This window comes from Butyrivibrio sp. INlla21, assembly GCF_900116875.1.
Lineage (GTDB): Bacteria > Bacillota > Clostridia > Lachnospirales > Lachnospiraceae > Butyrivibrio.
Genome location: NZ_FPCC01000009.1, coordinates 13,077 through 32,619, shown reverse-complemented (window position 1 = coordinate 32,619; position 19,543 = coordinate 13,077). Strand labels below are relative to the sequence as shown.

General features: G+C 38.4%; 11 protein-coding genes. 10 read left to right on the top strand and 1 reads right to left on the bottom strand.

The window, feature by feature from the left end; genetic code table 11:
• Positions 1-150: 150 nt before the first annotated feature.
• The 10 genes from BM377_RS06845 (at position 151) to BM377_RS06800 (ending at position 18,848) form a co-directional block, all read left to right on the top strand.
• Entirely contained in the window at positions 151-8,997 is an 8,847-nt protein-coding gene (locus BM377_RS06845; protein ID WP_092245747.1) for an ADP-ribosyltransferase, read from the top strand.
• Between the two features lie 57 nt (positions 8,998-9,054).
• A complete protein-coding gene (locus tag BM377_RS06840; RefSeq protein ID WP_092245744.1) occupies positions 9,055-10,749 on the top strand; it encodes a trypsin-like peptidase domain-containing protein in 1,695 nt (564 codons plus the stop codon).
• A complete protein-coding gene (locus BM377_RS06835) occupies positions 10,750-11,673 on the top strand; it encodes an FHA domain-containing protein (protein WP_092245741.1) in 924 nt (307 codons plus the stop codon).
• Between the two features lie 6 nt (positions 11,674-11,679).
• The gene (locus BM377_RS06830) at positions 11,680-12,699 is read left to right on the top strand and encodes a P-loop NTPase family protein (protein WP_092245738.1); all 1,020 of its coding nucleotides are present in this window, start codon (positions 11,680-11,682) and stop codon (positions 12,697-12,699) included.
• A gap of 9 nt (positions 12,700-12,708) precedes the next feature.
• Entirely contained in the window at positions 12,709-12,966 is a 258-nt protein-coding gene (locus BM377_RS06825) for an EsaB/YukD family protein (RefSeq protein ID WP_092245734.1), read from the top strand.
• Positions 12,967-12,969: 3 nt separating this feature from the next.
• Positions 12,970-17,487 (top strand): type VII secretion protein EssC, encoded by a 4,518-nt coding sequence (gene essC, locus BM377_RS06820; protein WP_092245731.1) that lies wholly within the window; start codon positions 12,970-12,972, stop codon positions 17,485-17,487.
• Positions 17,488-17,508: 21 nt separating this feature from the next.
• Entirely contained in the window at positions 17,509-17,799 is a 291-nt protein-coding gene (locus tag BM377_RS06815; protein ID WP_092245728.1) for a WXG100 family type VII secretion target, read from the top strand.
• Between the two features lie 20 nt (positions 17,800-17,819).
• Complete coding sequence (locus BM377_RS06810) at positions 17,820-18,128, top strand: WXG100 family type VII secretion target (RefSeq protein WP_092245724.1); 309 nt, start codon at positions 17,820-17,822, stop codon at positions 18,126-18,128.
• A gap of 81 nt (positions 18,129-18,209) precedes the next feature.
• Positions 18,210-18,551, top strand: a complete 342-nt coding sequence (locus BM377_RS06805) for a hypothetical protein (protein ID WP_092245721.1) — start codon at positions 18,210-18,212, stop codon at positions 18,549-18,551.
• 6 nt (positions 18,552-18,557) lie between these two features.
• On the top strand, positions 18,558-18,848 hold the full coding sequence (locus BM377_RS06800) for a hypothetical protein (protein WP_092245718.1): 291 nt from the start codon (positions 18,558-18,560) through the stop codon (positions 18,846-18,848).
• On the opposite strand, the gene BM377_RS06795 is transcribed toward BM377_RS06800, so the two are convergent.
• Positions 18,841-19,482 carry an endonuclease III domain-containing protein gene (locus BM377_RS06795; protein ID WP_092245715.1) on the bottom strand — a complete coding sequence of 214 codons (642 nt, stop codon included), beginning with the start codon at positions 19,480-19,482 and terminating at the stop codon, positions 18,841-18,843. The genes BM377_RS06800 and BM377_RS06795 overlap by 8 nt on opposite strands.
• Between the last annotated feature and the right edge of the window lie 61 nt (positions 19,483-19,543).

Below are 19,543 nucleotides of genomic sequence, written 5' to 3'. Positions count from 1 at the left end.
AAAGAATGAATTATCAGATATGTTATTGATTCAAAACGAAAGTGTGTATATAATTCTTAACATTAGTCTATATTTCATGTTTCTGTGGCGAAACATTGATATCTTAACGCTTATAAAAATTAACTACATAAAGGAAGGAGAATACGATCGATGGGAAATATAAAGGGGAATTCCGGAGATAGTATTGAATGGCATCAGAAAAAAACAAGGGAATATTTTGCTGATTGCTTTAAGGTCTATGATCATTTTCTTAAAATGTCGGATGAACTTATTTTTGCATTGCTTAAATATGTCAACGACGGAACACATACAGGACCTGAAGCAGATGCTTCCAAGGCATTTATAAATGAAAAGCAGATTCCGCTTATAGAAAATTCTATTTACTGTATTCAAAAATTACAAAGTATGATGACGGGCAAAGGCTTTGAAAGTAATGTGCCTCTTTTAGAGGATTTCATTGCCGATATGTCAGAAAATGAAGAAGCTGTAATAAAGCTTGATCATGTAGGAAAAGTTATTACAGACTTTGCCGGATATAATACAACATTTAAAGCTGTGCATCCGAAAGTGACGGATATTCATGATGAGGTTGAAAAGCTTGTAAAAGATTGTGATGAGATTAAAAGAAAAAGCTTCACAAACCCCAATCCTGGTGCTACTAATACAGCATTAGACGCTTTTGTTAATACAGATAAGTCAGCCGGTTTCGTTCCGGGATTTAAGAATAAATTTACTAATTTCCATAATGAACATAGTAATGACATAGAAGGAAGTGCGTTCAAAGAGCTTCTTGATGTGATAGTTGCGAATATGAAGGCTATCTTGGACGGGCTTCAGAAAGGCACTTTCGATATAACAAAATATGTGGGAAGAAATGATTCACTTAAGTGGATAGATCCCACGAAACTGGATTCTGATCAGCTCGATGAGTATCTTAAGTATCTTCAAAGCTATAGATTATACCTTCAGGGATACATTGACAGATGTCAGGTTTATAAATACGATCCCGTCAACCTAAGCAGCGGAAACTATATAAATGACAGGGTTGATATAGAGATTGGAGGACTTGATTTCAGAAGATTCTATAATGCAAAAAGTGAATTCAGAGGATTCTTGGGACGCGGTTGGAGCTGTAAGGCAGATGCAAGACTTCGAGAAGAGAACGGAGATATAAAGATCACATATCCTGACGGAAAAGAAGGTCTTTATAAAAAGATTGAGCAAACTGAGAACTCCTATTATGAAATTCATGGCGAAATAGGAATCCTCAAGAAAGAAAACAGCTATTACAGAATAGAAAAGGATTATGGAGAATATGAGGAGTATGATGCTGACGGTTATCTTGTGGCAGAAGGTGACCATACCGGTGAAAAAACTCATATAACTTATGATAATTCATATCCTGTCAAAATCGAAGAAAGTAACGGATCATATCTGGCTCTTTCCTACAATGAAGACGGTATAATTGTCGGAGTGACCGACAGTGAAGGAAGGAAAGTAACCTTTGGATATGAGACAAGAGAAGGAAATGACCAGAAGGATTATTTCCTTACGAATGTAACATATCCAAACGACGGCATAAGAAAATATACCTATGATGAAGCAGGTCTTATACAGAGTGTAATAAGTCCTGACGGTATTGTTGCGCTCAAAAATGAATACGATGAAAACGGACGTGTCATCCATCAGACATTCCCTGATGGCGGTGAGATGTCTTATTCTTATGACGATGAGAAGCGCATAACTACCGCAACAGAGCAGAACGGACTAAAAGTCGAGTATCTTTCTGATGAACTCGGAAGACATATAGGTACAAGATATGCTGGCCTTAATGATAATTTCACAAAGCAGGGTGATTTCGATAAAAAAGATTTCTTCGAAGAAAGATTCACTTACAATGAGCGTGGTCAGAAGACTTCTATCACTGATAAGAACGGTCATACCACACGATATAGCTATGATAAGAAAGGTCATCTTACAAAAATAGTAGGTCCCGAGGGGCTCAATGAGAGTTATACGTATGATGCGCAGGGAAGACTTCTTTCAAAGAAGGACTCTGAAGGAAATAAATATAAATACACTTACGACTTTGACGGTAATCTTTATAGCATTACCGATCCTCTTGGTAACAGGACCAAATATAATTATGAAGACGGAAAAGTTGTAAGGATTAAAGATGCTGACGGTAATGAGATCAGCATAACTTACGATGAGAAAGGAAACATAAGCTCCTTAACAGATAAAAACGGAGTTAAAACCCTTTACCTTTGCGATAAACAGGGAAGAGTAAATAAGACTATAGATGCTGAAGGCAATGAGACCGGATATTGTTTTGATGAGAACGGAAATATCACAGAGGTTATCGATCCTATTGGTAACAGAACCTCATATAAATATACTAAATCAGATCTTCTTACTGAGGTTATAAACCCTGATGGAACATCCAAAGTGTGGGGATATAACGAAATAGGAAAAGTAGCTTTCTTTAAGGATGAAGAAGATAGGATCACAGAGTTTTCTTACAACAATATGTGGAATAAAGAGAAGATGATTCTTCCCAATGGAGGAGAGGTGCTTTATTCCTATGACCTTTTGGGGAATCTTATAAAGACAACAGATCCTGAGGGAAGAAAGACTGTATATAGCTACGATAATGAAGGCAATATCCTTAGCTTAGGAATAGAATCCGGTGAAAAAAAGATACTGACAAAGACTACATACACCTATGATAAGCGAGGCAGAGTAATATCTGAGGTTGATGCCGAAGGAAATAAAACGCTTTATTCTTATGACAAGAATGGAAACCTGATCTGTAAGACAGATGCTTTGGGTGGAAAGACTTCCTATGAGTATGACAGCCTTCAAAGAGTAGTAAAGCAGACAGATGCTATAGGGAGAAAAACTTTTTATACCTATAACAAGAGCGGAAAAGAGGATACAGTTACAGACCCTGCCGGTGTAGTAACCAAGAATTACTATAGCAAAGACAGGCTTATTAAGGTCACTCGAAAAGAAAACGAAGAACATGCAAAAGAACTCACTGTAAAAACATATGAGTATGATTCCTGCGGACGTATAAAGAAGGAAAAGTTGGCTGACGGTTTTACTGCTTCTTATGAGTACGACAAGGCCGGAAGAATAAGCGTGATAACCGGTTCTAATGGTAGAGTCATGAAGCATTACTATGACTCAAGGGGTAGGATCATAGAGCAGGATGACTGTGGAACAAAGACTTTTTATACCTATACTGGAACAGGTAAGTTAAAGAGTATAACAGACGCCCTTGGAAATGAGATCAGATATTCCTACAATGAGCTTGACCTTCTGTGTAAGATTGAGAGAACAGGTAAGGATAGTGAGTCTTTAGAGGGACGTGTGACTACATTTGAACACGATCTTGCAGGTAATCTTACAGGTGAGACAGATGCTCTTTCACAGAAAACTCTCTATAGCTATGATGACATGGGAGAACTCTGCACAAAGATAGACAGAGACGGTAATGAGACAATCTATACAAGAGATGGAAACGGAAATATAACAGGCATACGTTATATGGACGGTAGCGAGGTCATTTATAAGTACGATGCTCTCAATACACTCATGGAAGTAAAAGAAAAGATCGGACTTACAAAGATTGATAGCGATGTTCTGGGAAGAACTGTAAAAGTTACCAATCCCAGAGGTGAGGTTGTTGAATATGAGTACGGCGCAAGGGATGAAAAGACGGCAATAGTTTATCCCGACGGAAAGAGAGTGGATTATTTATACGATGCTTTTGGAAACCTTACAGAGCTTAAGGAAAAGAGCAAGGATGGAAAAGAGCAGAGCATAAAATACAAATACGATGAGATGGGAAATCTTAGACAGAAACTATTCCCTAACAACACAAGTACAGAGTATGAGTATTATCAGGGAGGCTTCATAAAGTCACTTGTAAGTAATGATAGGGATGGAGTTCTTGATAAGTACGAATATATTTACAATGAAAAGGGAAACGCTACGCAAGTGAAGAGAGACAGAAGAGGACTTGCGGGAGTCAGCGGTATCTTCTCATACAGCTATGACGAGCTTGGCAGACTTACAGAGAGTAAGAAAGATGGCGTGCTTGTAGATAGCTATTCTTATGATGCCTATGGAAATAGGGTTGAGCAAAATAGTAACGGAATAAAAACAACCTATTCTTATGACATTCTTGACCGTCTTGTGAATAAAGTTGAATACTCACGAGATGCCAAAACAAATACAACAAGATATTCATATGATAAGAGAGGTAATTTGATAGAGGAGTATGAAAACGAAATACTATCAAAAATCTACGACTTTAATATGCAGGGCTTCATTGAGCATGCTGTGATTGATCCTGAGAGTGAGCTTAGTCGAAAGATCAACTACGAGTACAATTATGCCGGTATGCGAGTTTCCAAGGAATCGGACAGAGAGAAGGTTCGCTACGTTACAGATGTCACCATGGATCACAATAATCTCATTATGGAGATTAGAGATGGCGAAGTAATAACATACACATATGATGAAGATGTAGTAAGTATTGAAAACGGAAAGAACAGAAGCTTTTATCAAACAGATGAACTTGGAAGTACCATGTATCTGACCGGTACAGACGGTGCTGCATACTGTTCTTATGCTTACGATGTTTTTGGAAACAGGCTTGATCCTCAGACGGGAAAGCGTTACAGAAATAATCCGGATGGACATAAGTACATAAAACATGGAAATATTATCCAGCCTTTTGCATTCACTGGATATAGAGAAGAGGAAGATGGAAAGTACTATGCTCAGGCGAGAGATTACGATCCGACATCCGGAAGATTTACAGGTGAGGATAGAGTGAGGGGTATCATGACAATCCCTGATTCTGTCAATCATTATCTGTATTGTATTAATGACCCCATCACGTATGTAGATAATAACGGATTACTTTTTGGTTGGTTAAAAAAAGCTGCTAAATCGGTAGTATCAGCAGTTAAAACAGCCGGTAATGCAGTTGCTAATACGGTTAAAACTGTTGGTACTGCAGTTGTTAACACGGTTAAGAAAGTAGGTAAAGCGATAGCAGAAGATCCGTGTAAGTTTTTAGCGGAAGTAGGTACTGGTATTGTGGTCGGATTAGCAACAACAGCAGCTGCTGTTGCAGTTGTTGCAACGTTACCTGTTTCAGGCCCTGCGCTGGTTGCGGCGGGTGCAGTAGCTATGGGGGCTGCAGGAGCGGCAACAGGTACTGTAGCTAATATTGCAGGACAGCTTGCAAGTAAAGAGTTTGAGAAGACCGGCAAAATTAATTGGAAAGAAGTAAAGTCGTCAGCTATAGGAGGAGCTGTAGGAGGAGCAATGTTTGGAGGCGCTGCTGGAGCAGCCGGATCTGCAATGAGCTCAAGGGCAATGCAGTTAACTGTAGCCGGTATATCAGGAGAAGCAGGAGGAATGGCTGCTGAAGGATCTCGTCAAGCAATGAATGGAGAAAAATTCAACTTTGGAAAGTTTATGGAAAGCGGACTTATGGGAGGATTAACAGGAATGGCTTGTGCAGCGGTTCCTGTTGGAGGAGGTCCCAAAAGCGCTCCGAGCAAACCAAATAGTAGCTGCACTGCAGAGAACGCTACTCTCACAAGGCCGGAGATACCTGCCAATGAATCTGTTGGAAATGCGAGACCGGAGATACCTGCCAATGAACCTGTTGGAAATGTGAGGCCGGCAAATAGCAATCGTGTGTTGTCTGATGAGATTTCTGAATCACCCAGATTATCTGAAGAAGTTACTCCAAATAAAACTACTATAGAAGAAGGAAGTGTACAAGTTGAGACACCGGAAAGCAATGTGCCTAAGTACAATGATATTCATAGTACAGAGGGCCTCCCCGTCTTAGGGGAAGAGAATGATGTTGTAATACCACAAAGCAGACCGGAAGTGCAAAGTGAAGCCTCTAGTGGAGATACCTCAGATTATATATCTGATTTTGAATTGCCAGGCGCGCAAGAAGTAGAACCTGTTGCATATTATAAAGGTAGGGTGGCAACTCCAAAGCAGATTGCTGACAACGTAGAACTAATTAATAATTTATGGGAACAAGGTTATAACGCGGAACCTAATAAAACTCAGAGCGATATATCAATGAATGATGGGCTTGGAGAAGGACCCGATCCTAATACTTATCATGAAATTATTCGTGAAGCAAATAGGCAACCTGCATTCGGAGACAATAGATATCGATTTATTGATACGGAATCAAAAGTTGGAGAGAACGTACCGGTAAATACAGAGTTCTGGGATGAAGGTTATAATGCAAAACCAAATTCAACCCCGAGCGATATATCAAATGATTTAATAGATGAAAACATACATGGGTTAGGAGTAGAGGGGGATAATGGGAATAATGCGATTCCCAGATTTGAAGATTACAATCCTCCAAGGGAATATGATGATATTCATGGTATGCAAAATCTTCCGGCATACGGCGAAGGCAATAATGATTTAATACCACAAAACAGACCGCAGGTAGTTTCTCAACAGGAAGTAAACGGATCGATACATGAAAACGCTACTAGCAATCAAGAACCTTTCAATAATACTAAGCTTAGTAACAATGATCCGATACGTGAAGGTGGCATAGACGTTTACGATAATCAGGGATCGGACAAATATTTTGATGAGAATAATTATGATATTCAGAGCGAGGCAAGTACTAGCAATTATTCCGATATTACCTATGATAATTCTCAAAGTGTTTCAAGTAATAATGCGAAATTTGTAGAGGATGAAGCACAAAATCTTTCTGATTCGTGGGTCGTAGATGATGATCAACAAGTTATAAATCTTGATTCCGACGAAATGTGGCAGGACCACAATTTAGGACAAAAAAGTCAGGATGCTATAAATGTTATATCGGAAGAGTCAAGCTATGAATTCCCTGAAGGTGATATTAGTAAAGTTAATGAGCCTGTTACTTCACTTGATAATGTATCAGAGAACCATCAAGCAGCAGTAAGATCTTATACAGGAGGTAGAGATCAAAAATATAATGGTTATAAAAGAGGAAAAGTAAAGGAAAGCGATTTGTCTGATTATGAAAAGAAGGTCATAAAATATTTGGATGATACGTTAGATAATGCTTATCTTAAGATAAATGATCCTCAAAAAAACAGTATGGAGTTATATAGAGGTTCTCATCTTGATGAATTGGGTGAGCTTATTCCTTATGATCCATTGAAAAAGCAATACACTCTTGAAAATTTTGATGTTCAGCAATTGGTTGGTAAAACATATAAGCAAGAAGGTTATACGAGTACTTCAACATCCAAAGAGGGAGCTCTTGATGGAGATTTGTTTATTACAATTGAAGCCCCAGAGGGTAGTAAGGCGTTGAATATTTCATCAAAAAGCAAACTGGGAGGTGAAAGCGAGGTATTATTTCATGCCGGACAAGACTATGAAATAATAAGCGCTAATGTCGAGAATGGTATTTTGCATATAAAAGTAAAACCTGTGGAATCTCCGGGGGCACAAAGTGGGCCGCAAGTAGTTTCACAACAGGAAGTAAACGGATCAATACATGAAAATGCTTCTGTAAATCACGAATCTTCCAATAATGGTGCACCTAGTAACAGAGAGGTGATAAGAGATGAAGTTATACAAGTAAACTATTTTAAAACGCGTTTTATTTTCAATCCATTTAAGAGTCGTCCGGCAGCTGAGATTGGAAGGAGTAATGCAGTAAGAGTAGCATCAACAGGACAAGAACAAGCATCGACATCATCTTTCCCTACTAGAAGGGGGGCAATAACAAGTCATCCAAATAATAATGGTGGTGTACCAGCTTCAGCACCCGCGTCAGAACTAGCACATGAACCAGTACATAACAATGCGCCTGAAAATGCAAATATTAATGGAACAAACGTAGAACAAGGAGAGTACTCTGGAGGCGGTCATTCTGAAACTAACAATGGGATGAGAGTGCAGGAATCGGTAGATGATACACCAGTATATAACAATGTTCCTGAAGATATAAATAATGTTTCAAAAGGTAATGCTGCTGAAGATTCCCTTGATTTTTCAGATGATGAAAGCATCTATTCAGAGTCAGGAGACAAAGAAATATTGGCTAGAATAGAAAAAGAAATTGAAGGAATATCGATAGATGATTTATTAAATCAACCTAATCGTCCCGGGGAAATAAGGCATGAGCCAATATTTACTGATAACACACCGGATGATTTTGAACTATCATTTACTGAATATCCGGATGAGGCTCCTGTTGTGGTAGACCATAATGTAGAAGTGGGGGTACCACATAATCAATCTGGACCGAGTACAGATGTTAATATACCTGAGCAACAGTATATTAATAACGGTGTTGGAATTAATGGTGATCAGTTAGTAAATGTAAATATTGCAAGAAATAATAATGTTATACGAAGTTGGAATGAAGCAAAGACCGATTTGGAACTAGTTGATGCAGTATGCGCTTATAAAGGAGATTTAAACGGCAATTATAAAGGAACAAATTTGGGTGCAGAGATGAATAAGTATTTATCAGGGAAAAGCACTGCACAAGAGGTTGGTCCTAAAGTAGTTAAATTTGCTGAGAAATTGTCCGGAAAACTCAACGAGTGTGAATATCCTGGTAATGAAACACTCTATAGAGGAGGAAGGGTACAAACTGAGTTAGTTGGAATAAATCCAGACATACCTATTGTTGGTCAAAGATTTACTCCGCCCAAATTATTTAGTACTACACCAAATAGTAATTTGGCAGCGATTAATGTTAGAAATGTTTTCTATAAAATTGTGAATCCTCAAGGCTCTAAAGCTTTAGATATATATGGGGGTATGGAAAGGCTAAGAAATTCAAATGCAAATAATAATATATCATCAAATCCGGGTGATGAATTGGAAGTATTGTTTGCCAACACGCAAGAATTCGAAGTTATTGATGCAAGTGTGTCGGATTCTCATGTGCTTATTCTAACAATTAAACCTGTATAAGATTTTTGGAAAGTACTATAAAGAACACATAATCACATCGAGAGGCGATAGTGGAAAATGAAGAGAATATTTAATTTATTTTTGGCGATACTTATCATATCGGGATTATGCATACCGATGAATGTATACGCCAAAGAGGATATTGCTGCAATTGAAGCTTCCACAGATAAAGCATCATTGGAAGCATCAAAAGACGCGCCGAAAGAAAAAAAGAATGAAGCGCTAAATGAAGCTTCGAGCGAGGCAGCAACGGAGGCTTCAACTAATGAGGAAGAAGCAGGAGAAAACTCCGACTTAAATCCGAAAGACGAAAAGAAAGATGCGGAAATCCCAAAACTTTCTTCTATTGAAGATGCCAGAAAAGGTGTTGTGCAGGTTAATTGTGTTTATAAAGACGATTTTGGAAAATCACATATCGTACAGGGTGGAACAGGCTTTCTTATAGGCTCATCCGAGGATACGGAATATGTGATAACTAATAATCACATTATCAATCCTGAGAAAAAGGTAAGAACCGCTGCATTCAAAGAGATTGGAGTAGATTATAACAAAGAATGGGATAAGATAAGCCTTGCAGCGCAGGTGGTTGTAGAGGGTGACGTTGCTCTGGATGCAACAGTAGTAAAGGCAAGCGTATCAAAAGATTTTGTTGTATTAAAGCTTGAACAGCCTATGTACACAAGAACTCCTCTTACAATATTGGTGGCGGATTCACTAACAGGTGAAAGACCATATGCAGTTGCGGATAAAGTATTTACCCTTGGATATCCGACGGGAATTACTTATGAAGATCCTATATATTACTCAAATGATAAGGTATCAATGATATCCGGAACAATAGCCAATATAACTTCATTCAATGACATCAGAGCAATCCAACATGATGCCAAGATTGATGAGAGTAACTGTGGTGGACCTCTTATAAATGAGGATGGCCTGGTGATTGGCTTAAATGTATTAGGTGAAGATGGTAGCGCTAATCATTCGATTGAGTCTGTAGATATTACGGCTATATTGGATGGATTGGGAATCAAATATACCAGGATGACAAATGAAGAGTATGTCGATCTCAAAACGCCTAAGGAACCGGAGGGTAAGCAGGACACTGATGACTCCGATACCGAAGCTACTGAGGGAAAAAAGGGAGTGGACGTAAAGAGGGTAATCCTTATAGTTGTTATTTGTTTGGCAGTTGCTTTGCTTATAGCAGCCTTAGTGCTGGTTGCTATTCGTGTTGTTAAGAAGATAAAAGAGAATAAGCTGAAAAATCAGAAAATTGAGGAAGAAAATAATAGAAACAGATTTGAAGGTGCAGATATAAAACGCTCTTCTAAATCCAATACAGCAGTTCTGAAAAAAACAGAAGATGACAATCCGGAAAAAGGTTCAGAAACCACTGTTTCTGACTCATCGTCCGGTAAAGAAGGAATATCATTACCTGCGGATTCTTACAACACATACCTGGGCACATTAATAAGAAAGAAGAATGGTGAAAACATAATAATCAACAAGGATTGTTTCTCTATAGGAAAAGACAGCCTAAATATTGATTTAAGAATTGCTGACAACAGCGCCGTCAGTGGACGACATGCAACAATTAGGAAATCGGGCGATCAGGTTGTTATAGAGGATGATCATTCAACTAACGGAACTTTTGTTAATGGAGAAAAACTATCAGATGATCAGACAAGGATAATAAACAACGGTGATGTTATTAAACTTGCCGACGAGGAGTTTGATTACAGAAATTAAATGAAAACACTTAATTCTCAAACGCATATATCATTCAAACTTGATTCAGGCGAGAGCGTATCAAGCTTTGGAATGAATATGATTAGGCAAATGAATAATGAAAACATTCTTGATACTGCGCAGGTTGAAATTGATGGGAGCGAAACAATCGTTTGCAGGACAGAAGGACTTGATAGCATTGAGAGCATAAAAGAGCGCTTGACTCTTGGCGAGAGGCGTAATCTTGTAATCGGACTTTCAAATCTCATAAACTCTTTTGCTGAGAATTCTTTTTTAAATAAGGAATTTATTGTATTGGATGCAGATAAGATTTTTCTGAGCCCGGAAGACGGACATGCCAAGTTCGCAGTTCTTCCTCTGGTTGCTAATAACGCGGGTTCCTTTGGAAGAGAATGGCTCGAAAGGCTTTATAAATATTTGAAAGAAATAGTGCTGATAGGTGATATTGATGCAGATGCAGATTTGAGGGACCTCAAGGAAAAAGTAGAGTCAATTGCTGGAAATCATGATTATTTAACTAACGAGTTATTTGATCTGTGCCGCTTTATTTCTACAAGATTTAATAATTTCCAATATAGTAAACCTGAAAACGCAAGTAAAAAAAGCAAAAATATAGAGGTAAAACTCGCATATGACGGACAATACGGCAGATTTGCTTTATTTATTGTTAAGAATGGATTCGTTATAGGAAACGATGATTCCTGTGATGGAAAGATATTATTTAATGGCGCCATAAGCAGGAAGCATGGAGAGGTATATATCGAAGACGGCGAGTGCTTTTATGAAGATCTGGGAAGTGCTAATCACTCCGGATTAAATGGGCAGGTATTGAATGCGGGAGAAAAGGTTAGAATCCAAAACGGAGATGTCTTAAGACTAGCTGATATGGATTTAAGGGTAGAAATAGTAGAAAGTGCTGGTTAAAAACTAATGAAAGAAAAAAGGATTCTTTTAATAAGTTTTGACAAAGAATATATAGATAAGATCGTTTCAAAACTGCCATTCATGCTAAATGATAATTCCAAGTTGAGCATAATTTCTACATTGGATTCATTTACGGAATTTATGAAGAATGACCATCTCGAAATAGAAGTTCTTATTAAAGATGAAGCTATTAATGACAATATCCTGACGGTTCAGCCGGCAGAAAAGGTCTATTCTCTTGTGGAAAGCAGTGATAGCAAGAATTCTATCAGTAAGTATGATGCGGTGGATGGAATTGCTAACAAGCTGGGAAAAGCATATATCAAAGATTCAGAAAAGCCAATTGGGAAAACCAAGGTTATAGATGTATGTTCTGTAAGCGGAGGATGCGCCAAAACAAGGGCTGCAATAGGAATCTCCGCAAAGCTTTCAAAGATGGGATACTCGGTCTTATATGTAGATGCAGAAGAAATGCAAAATTTCTATGAATACCTTCCGGTTAAATGGAAGGCGGAATGGGCTGATCGTTCTCTGGCCATTGCTTTTATGAATGGATTGGAAAGCGGAACAGTAGAAACAATAATTCAAAAAAACAGATTTGATTATGTACCTGCTTTTAGAGATCCAATATACGCATACAATATCTTTTTAAAGTCATATTACGATATGGTGCGAATGGTCGCAGATAAAGAAATCTACGATTATATAGTTGTTGAGCATGAAAACGGTATAACCAAAGACCTTGCTCAATATCTTTCAAACAGTGAGGTAGTAGCTATATGTGTAAGAGATGGAAGAGGAGAGGCGGACAGGCTTGAAAGATACACAAATAATCTTGTTGATTACAACGGACGATTTGTTGTGATCTGTAATTCTTCCAAAGAAGCTGATACAGATATTAACAAAAAGATGGATGAATACAAGCTTCCTGTATGTGAGATCATTGATAGCGGCAGCGGTAACACAGATGCAGAGAAACTATTGGAAGGAAGCGAGTATATTGCAACCGTAACGGCTGTGAAGTAGCAGGTGAAAATGATGAACGATAACATAATCGTACTTTTTAAAAACTGCAGATCAGATAAGGAAATAGATCTGGAGATTCCGGTTGACCTTACTGCCAATGAACTTATCTACGGATTAAATGACAGTTTTGGACTTGGAATAAACATGGATAAACCGCTTCAGTGTTATCTTAGGGCTGATTATCCCAAGGCACTGATACGTGGCGAAAAGACACTTGAAGAACTTGGGATCAGAGACGGAACAATAATTTTTTTTGATGAGCGATAGGACATGAATTATAAGCTGACTATATACAACAACAAAGTTTATAAAGAGCTAATCCTTACGGAAGATACCAAGAATGTTACTGTTGGAACCGGTAAGAGCAACGGTGTTTGTTTCTTTGGTGATAATTTCGAAAATAACTTCGCTATTGAGATCATCAGACAGCAACAGGATTACATTGTTTCTTCTTCTCAAGATATCTTTTTTAACACGGATTCTGTAAAAGAGAAGGTGCATGTTTTCAAAAACGGAGAAAGTGTAGAGGTATGTGACGGAAAAACTGAGAAAGTATTCTTATATCTGGACTTTAGCGAGGATTTTGGAGATAAGCAGGATAATTACAATCTACAAATTGATATTGGAGATAAAAATGAAATATCAATCGGTGGAATTGCAGATAGTGACATTGAGATAGTAAGTGATTCTCTTGCGGGAGATGTGATCGTTCTTAAGAGAAACGAAAACGAATTTGACATAGATATTTCCCGTAGCCGCTATGGAGTAAAAGTTAACGGTGTTAATGTAAAAAACAAAAAGAGGATTATTCTCAAGGATAAGCAATTTTTGGAATATTGCGGAAATTTCTTTTATTTGGAAGATAATCATATTTATACATCGGATGAGGGAAATATTAAAACCACACTTAGCAAAGTGGACAACGTTCCCCAGACCAATCACTTCAAATATCCGCAGTTTTTACGTAGTGCAAGGCAGCAGTACGCTCTGCTTGATGATAAACCGGAGATACTTTCTCCAAAGGCAGCTCCCACGCAGCCCAGAAGAAATCTTATAAGAATATTACTTCCGGTAATCCTTATGCTTTTTCTCATGGTTTTTGTAAGAGGGATGCTCATGCCGGGAAGCAATTATTTTGTCATTTATTTTGCAGCATCAATGATGATAAGCGGAAGTATGTCTGTATGGAATTATTTTGATTCCGGAAAAGATTATCGAGAAAAAAGAACAAACAGAATAAAAGTTTATAATGAGTATCTTGATAAAAAAGAAAATGAACTTGTTGAGCTTAGACATGATGAAATAACGATCGTTTCAGAGAGAAACAGATCTGTTGAGGAGACAGTTAGAAATATAAATGACTTTAGCGCCAGATTGTTTGAAAAAGAAAAAGATCATGAGGACTTCCTTGATATAAGGATTGGAACAGGTAGGGTAAGGTCCGGTTGCCAGGTTAATTTCAGAAAGCAGGAATATCTTGAGACAGAAGATATGCTCATGGATTATCCGGAAAAAATACATGATAAATACGAATATATAGATAATATGCCGGTAGTTCTTGAACTTGCCAAGGTTAATGCGGTAGGTGTTATCGGTGTCAGAGATAAGCTTTATCAGATGCTTAAAAACATGATTCTGACTGTTTCAGGGCAGCACTTTTATGAAGAATTAAAAGAGTTTCTTATATTGGGAAGCGAAGATGTTCCTTATTTTGAGTGGACAAGGTGGATAAAGAATTTCAGTGATGAATCTTCAGGCAGACGCTTTATGATTCATGACGATGATAGTTGCAAATCAGGACTTGAATTCTTATATGGAGAGCTCTCTTTAAGAGAAGGCATGAAGGAACATGAAATAAAGCAATCTGCACACTTCATTGTTTATGTATATCGTTCTGAGAAATTTATGGAGCATCCGGTAAAAGAGTTTGTGAAGTATGCTAAGAGATTAGGGTTTACTTTTGTTTTCTTTGAAGGGTACGAAGAAATGCTTCATAAGGCCTGTGATAAGAGAATATTCCTTGAACCAAGCAAGAATCACGGCTTTATTCAAGATACCTTAGATGGAAATGAAATTCAGTATTTTGATTATGACCATATTCCTTTGGACATGGCGAAGAAATGCGCGATCAAACTTGCTCCGATCTATATAAAGGAACTGAGCCTTGAAAGTGCACTTACCAAGAATATTTCTTTTTATAAGCTCCTTGGAATAATGAATGCTCACGATCTTAATCTTGAGGAGAGATGGGGAAGATCAAAGGTATATGAGTCTATGGCCGCTCCGCTTGGAGTTAGGAGTGGAGACGAAATAGTGAAGCTCGACATTCATGAAAAGTATCATGGACCTCACGGACTTGTTGCCGGTACAACCGGTTCCGGTAAATCGGAGATAATGCAATCATATATTTTGTCGATTGCGACATTGTTCCATCCATACGATGTAAGCTTTATTATTATCGACTTTAAGGGTGGTGGTATGGCTAATCAGTTTAAGAACCTGCCGCACCTTAATGGGGCGATAACCAATATAGACGGTAAGCAGATCAACAGGTCGCTTAAATCAATTAAGGCAGAGCTTATAAAGAGGCAGGAACTGTTTGCCAAATATGAAGTAAACCAGATAGACAATTACATTAGATTATACAAAGAGGGAAAAGCGGATACTCCGCTGCCGCACCTTATCCTTTTGGTAGATGAGTTTGCAGAGCTTAAGGCAGAACAGCCTGACTTTATGAAAGAGCTCATAAGTACGGCCAGAATTGGACGAAGCCTTGGAGTACATTTAATTCTTGCAACCCAGAAACCGTCAGGTGTTGTCAATGATCAGATATGGAGTAATTCCAAGTTCAAGCTTTGTCTTAAGGTTCAGGAAAAGAGCGACAGTAATGATGTACTTCATTCGCCTCTTGCTGCTGAGATAAGAGAGCCCGGACGAGCTTATCTCCAAGTCGGAAACAATGAGATATTTGAACTTTTCCAGTCTGCATACAGTGGAGCTCCTGCGTTTGTACAAAGTACAAATGCAAAGAGAGAGTTTCAAATTAAAAGCGTAAGTCTTTCAGGAAAAAGACAGGTTGTATATGAACAGAAACCTGAGAAGAAAGAAGCTTCAATGACGCAGCTTGAGGCAGTAGTTGAATATGTCAATGAATACTGTAAGGAAGCGGATATAGCTAAGTTACCGGATATTTGTCTTCCTCCGCTTGAGGAGGTCATACCTTATCCTAACAACCTTGAAAGCATCTCCACGGACATAACTGTTCCTATTGGAATATATGATGATCCCGACAGACAGGCGCAGGATGAATTTGAGATAAATCTTACCAAGAATCATACATACATACTCGGATCGTCATTAAGCGGAAAGACGACCTTGCTTCAGGGCATGGTAATGGGAATAACGCAGAAGTATTCTCCAAAGGATGTAAACATATACATCATTGATTTTGCTTCTATGATGATGAGGATATTCGAAGGACTTAATCATGTCGGAAGCGTAGTAACTATCACGGATGAAGATAAGCTCAAAAATCTCATCATGATGCTGATCAAGAAGATTGAATCCAGGAGACGACTTCTTGCAAACAAGGGACTTAGTTCTTTTAGCTCGTATCGAGAGGCGGGATATAAGGATGAGCCGCAGATAGTATTGTTTATAGAAAACTATACGGTATTTAAAGCTACTTTTCCGGATTACGAAGAAGATATTCTGGCTATATGCAGGGACGGCGTCGCAAATGGAATATCCGTAGTCTTTACCAACCAGCAGATGTCAGGAATCGGCTACAAACTTATGTCTAATATCTCACTTAAGATTGCTCTTAATTGTAATGATAAAGGACAATTTGTTGCATTGTTTGACAGATGTAAGCTGTTTCCCGATGAAGTGCCCGGAAGAGGAATCACGCTCTTTGGAACAGAACTTCGTGAATTTCAAGCTTATATGGCATTCTCTTCGGATAAAGAGATCGAGCGTATAGAGAAGATAAAAGAATACATTACAAAATGTAATGAAAAGTATGGAGAGGATCGAGCTGAAAAGATCAAGTTTGTTCCTGCAGAGCTTACGGAGAAGTATCTTTCTGATCTGTACGGCAATACAGATATATATGACAGCAAGCTGATGATCGGTCTTAATTATGCAAAGATCACTCCTGAATATTTGGAAATGGCATCAGGTAAGATGATAGCTTTTTCCGGAAGAGAAGACTTGGGAAGAAGAAAGTTTACTGAGTATGTACTTAGAAAGCTTATAAACAGTGACGCTGTTAAGCTTTGGCTTATAGACTCGGAAAACGGTGAATTTGCCGGTATCGCTAAAGAAAAAGCAATCACCTACTATTCTGATAACGCTATGGATTCCATAGAGATTATAGAAAAAATTCATGATGAGATCAGCAAAGAACAAGCAAAAGGCAAGGGTACTGATGCTGACAGCAATAAACTTACTGTTTTGTGCTTTGCAAACAGAAAGGTAATTGAAGTAATGCAAAAGGAGGAAAGTATCTATGAAAAGTACTTAGAGATTTTTGAAAAAGCAAAGGAAAATAAAGTATGCATTATGCACACCGATGTGGAAAATGCTGCGGTTACTTCATTAAGTAATCCTATGCTAAAGCATGTAAGGGACAATGGGGATATGGTATTTTTTGAAAATATCAAAGATATCTTGTTGGTAAGAGTTCCACAACAGGTATTAAGTTCCGTGAAGGTTCTGCCAAATGTCGGTGATGCATTTTACATAAATAACGCAAAGCTCAAACGTATAAAAGTTGCGTTTGAGTAAAAAAGAAAAGGAGAAAAAGATATGGTACAAAAAGGAGTAAACGTAGAATTTTTGGCTACAAAGAGCCAACTGATCGAGACATCGGCAGGTGAGATCGATACACTTACAACAAGTGTACAAGGATTGCAGGGACCTCTATCGGAATGTTGGTTTGGTGCCGACGGAGAGGCATGTGTTAATTTCATCAATCAGCTTTCAAGTAAGATGAGTCAGATGTCTGCTCAGGTTCGTACTATTAACAACTGGATCAACAACGTGTCACAGAACTATCAGAATGAAGCTGCCAATGGAAGCAGAGCGTACCAGTTCTAAAGAAAGGAAGGAGAAAAAATATGGGAGCAAATGGATTTATTGGAGCAAATACCGAGGAGCTTAATGCAAATGCGGATAAGCTTACAAGTTTTGCAGAAAATCTTAGGACAAATTTAGATTCACTTAAAAGCAATATAGATGAGGTTGGAGCTGAGGGAATTTTTGGTGATTCCGCACAGAAGCTTCTGGAGGTTTATTTGGAACTTAATAAGGACCTTCACACATATGCTGACACACTTGATCAGCTTGCCAGCAATGTAAAACAGTCATCAAACAATAAGGTAGAAATCGATACATCATCGGCTTCACATCTTGTATACGAAGGATAAGATGATTAAGGCATGTGGCGGTGTCAAAGCTGCCACATGTATTTGGGGAATTATAAATATATAATATATGGAGGAAAGAGAATGGGTAATAAACAAGATATTGAGGAAGAAAAGTCTTCCGAAGACAAAAAGCAAGCGCTGGAGGCACTTTCGCGTGACCTTCAGGAATTACTTCAGGATTTGGAGTCCGAAGATGGGAAAATGAGAGAAGGTGCACTTGATCCGATTTCAAAATATAAGCTTGGAGGAGAATCAGGTGCAGACTGGCTTGGAGCTAACTTTACCAAAGCTGGAGAAAATAAACAGACCATAGCTACTAATATGTCTAACTATGCCGGAGAAATAGCCGCTCTTGAAAGCGAAATTCAGGGGGCGATCCAAGAGCTTGAGGAAGCAATAGCTTCTTGTGACGAAGAGGAGTGATAATTTATGATAAAGATAGATACTGAAGTGTTTACCGCGATAGTAAGCGGAATAAAAAATCAGACTAACAATATCATTGAGACAGAAGGAGGCTATGCTAAACCTGATCCCGAATGCCTTCGAAATTCTGTTGTTCCTGATTACCAGCAAGCTGATCATGAAGTTGTAGATATGCTTAGGCTCATGAAAACAGAACTTACTCACGTTACAGGCGTAATGGATGCGATTAAGGCAGACTATGAAACAATAGATAAAGAAAAAACCGCAGAATGCGAACAGCTATACAAGTCTAATTAAGGTCTTTTTTTCCTGTTTTACAGATGTCTTTAAGGCAGCATATTTCGCAGTTTGGTCTTCTTGCTATGCAGACCTCTCTTCCGTGAGTGACAAATCTGTGGCAGAGTGCGTTTCCTTCTTCGGGAGGAATGATCTTCCAGAGTTCTTTTTCCACTTTGGCAGGATCTTTTACATTATCTACAAGTCCGATAAGGTTACATAGTCTAATACAATGAGTGTCCGTAACAATTGCGGGCTTTCCGAATACGTCTCCGAGGACAAGATTGGCACTCTTTCTCCCTACACCGGGGAGAGAGAGCAGCTCTTTCATGTTATCGGGGACGTTGTCATTATATTTTTCGTGAATAACTTTCATACAGGCAGAGATATCCCTTGCCTTGGAGTTTCCAAGACCGCAGGGACGAACTATTTTTTCTATCTCCTCGACGGGAGCGTTTGCAAGAGCCTCCACTGTCGGGAACTTTTCATATAATAAAGGCGTTATCATGTCGACTCTTTTGTCTGTACATTGCGCTGCGAGGCGCACGCTTACAAGCAGTTGCCAGGCTTTATCGTAAGCAAGAGTGCATACGGCGTCGGGATATTCGTTTTTTAATCGGTTAATTACTTCAAGTGCAAGTTTTTTCTTGGTCATATCGAACCTTTCTTGTATAATAATCATTGAAAAATATTATAAACATTGTAACAAAAAGGGA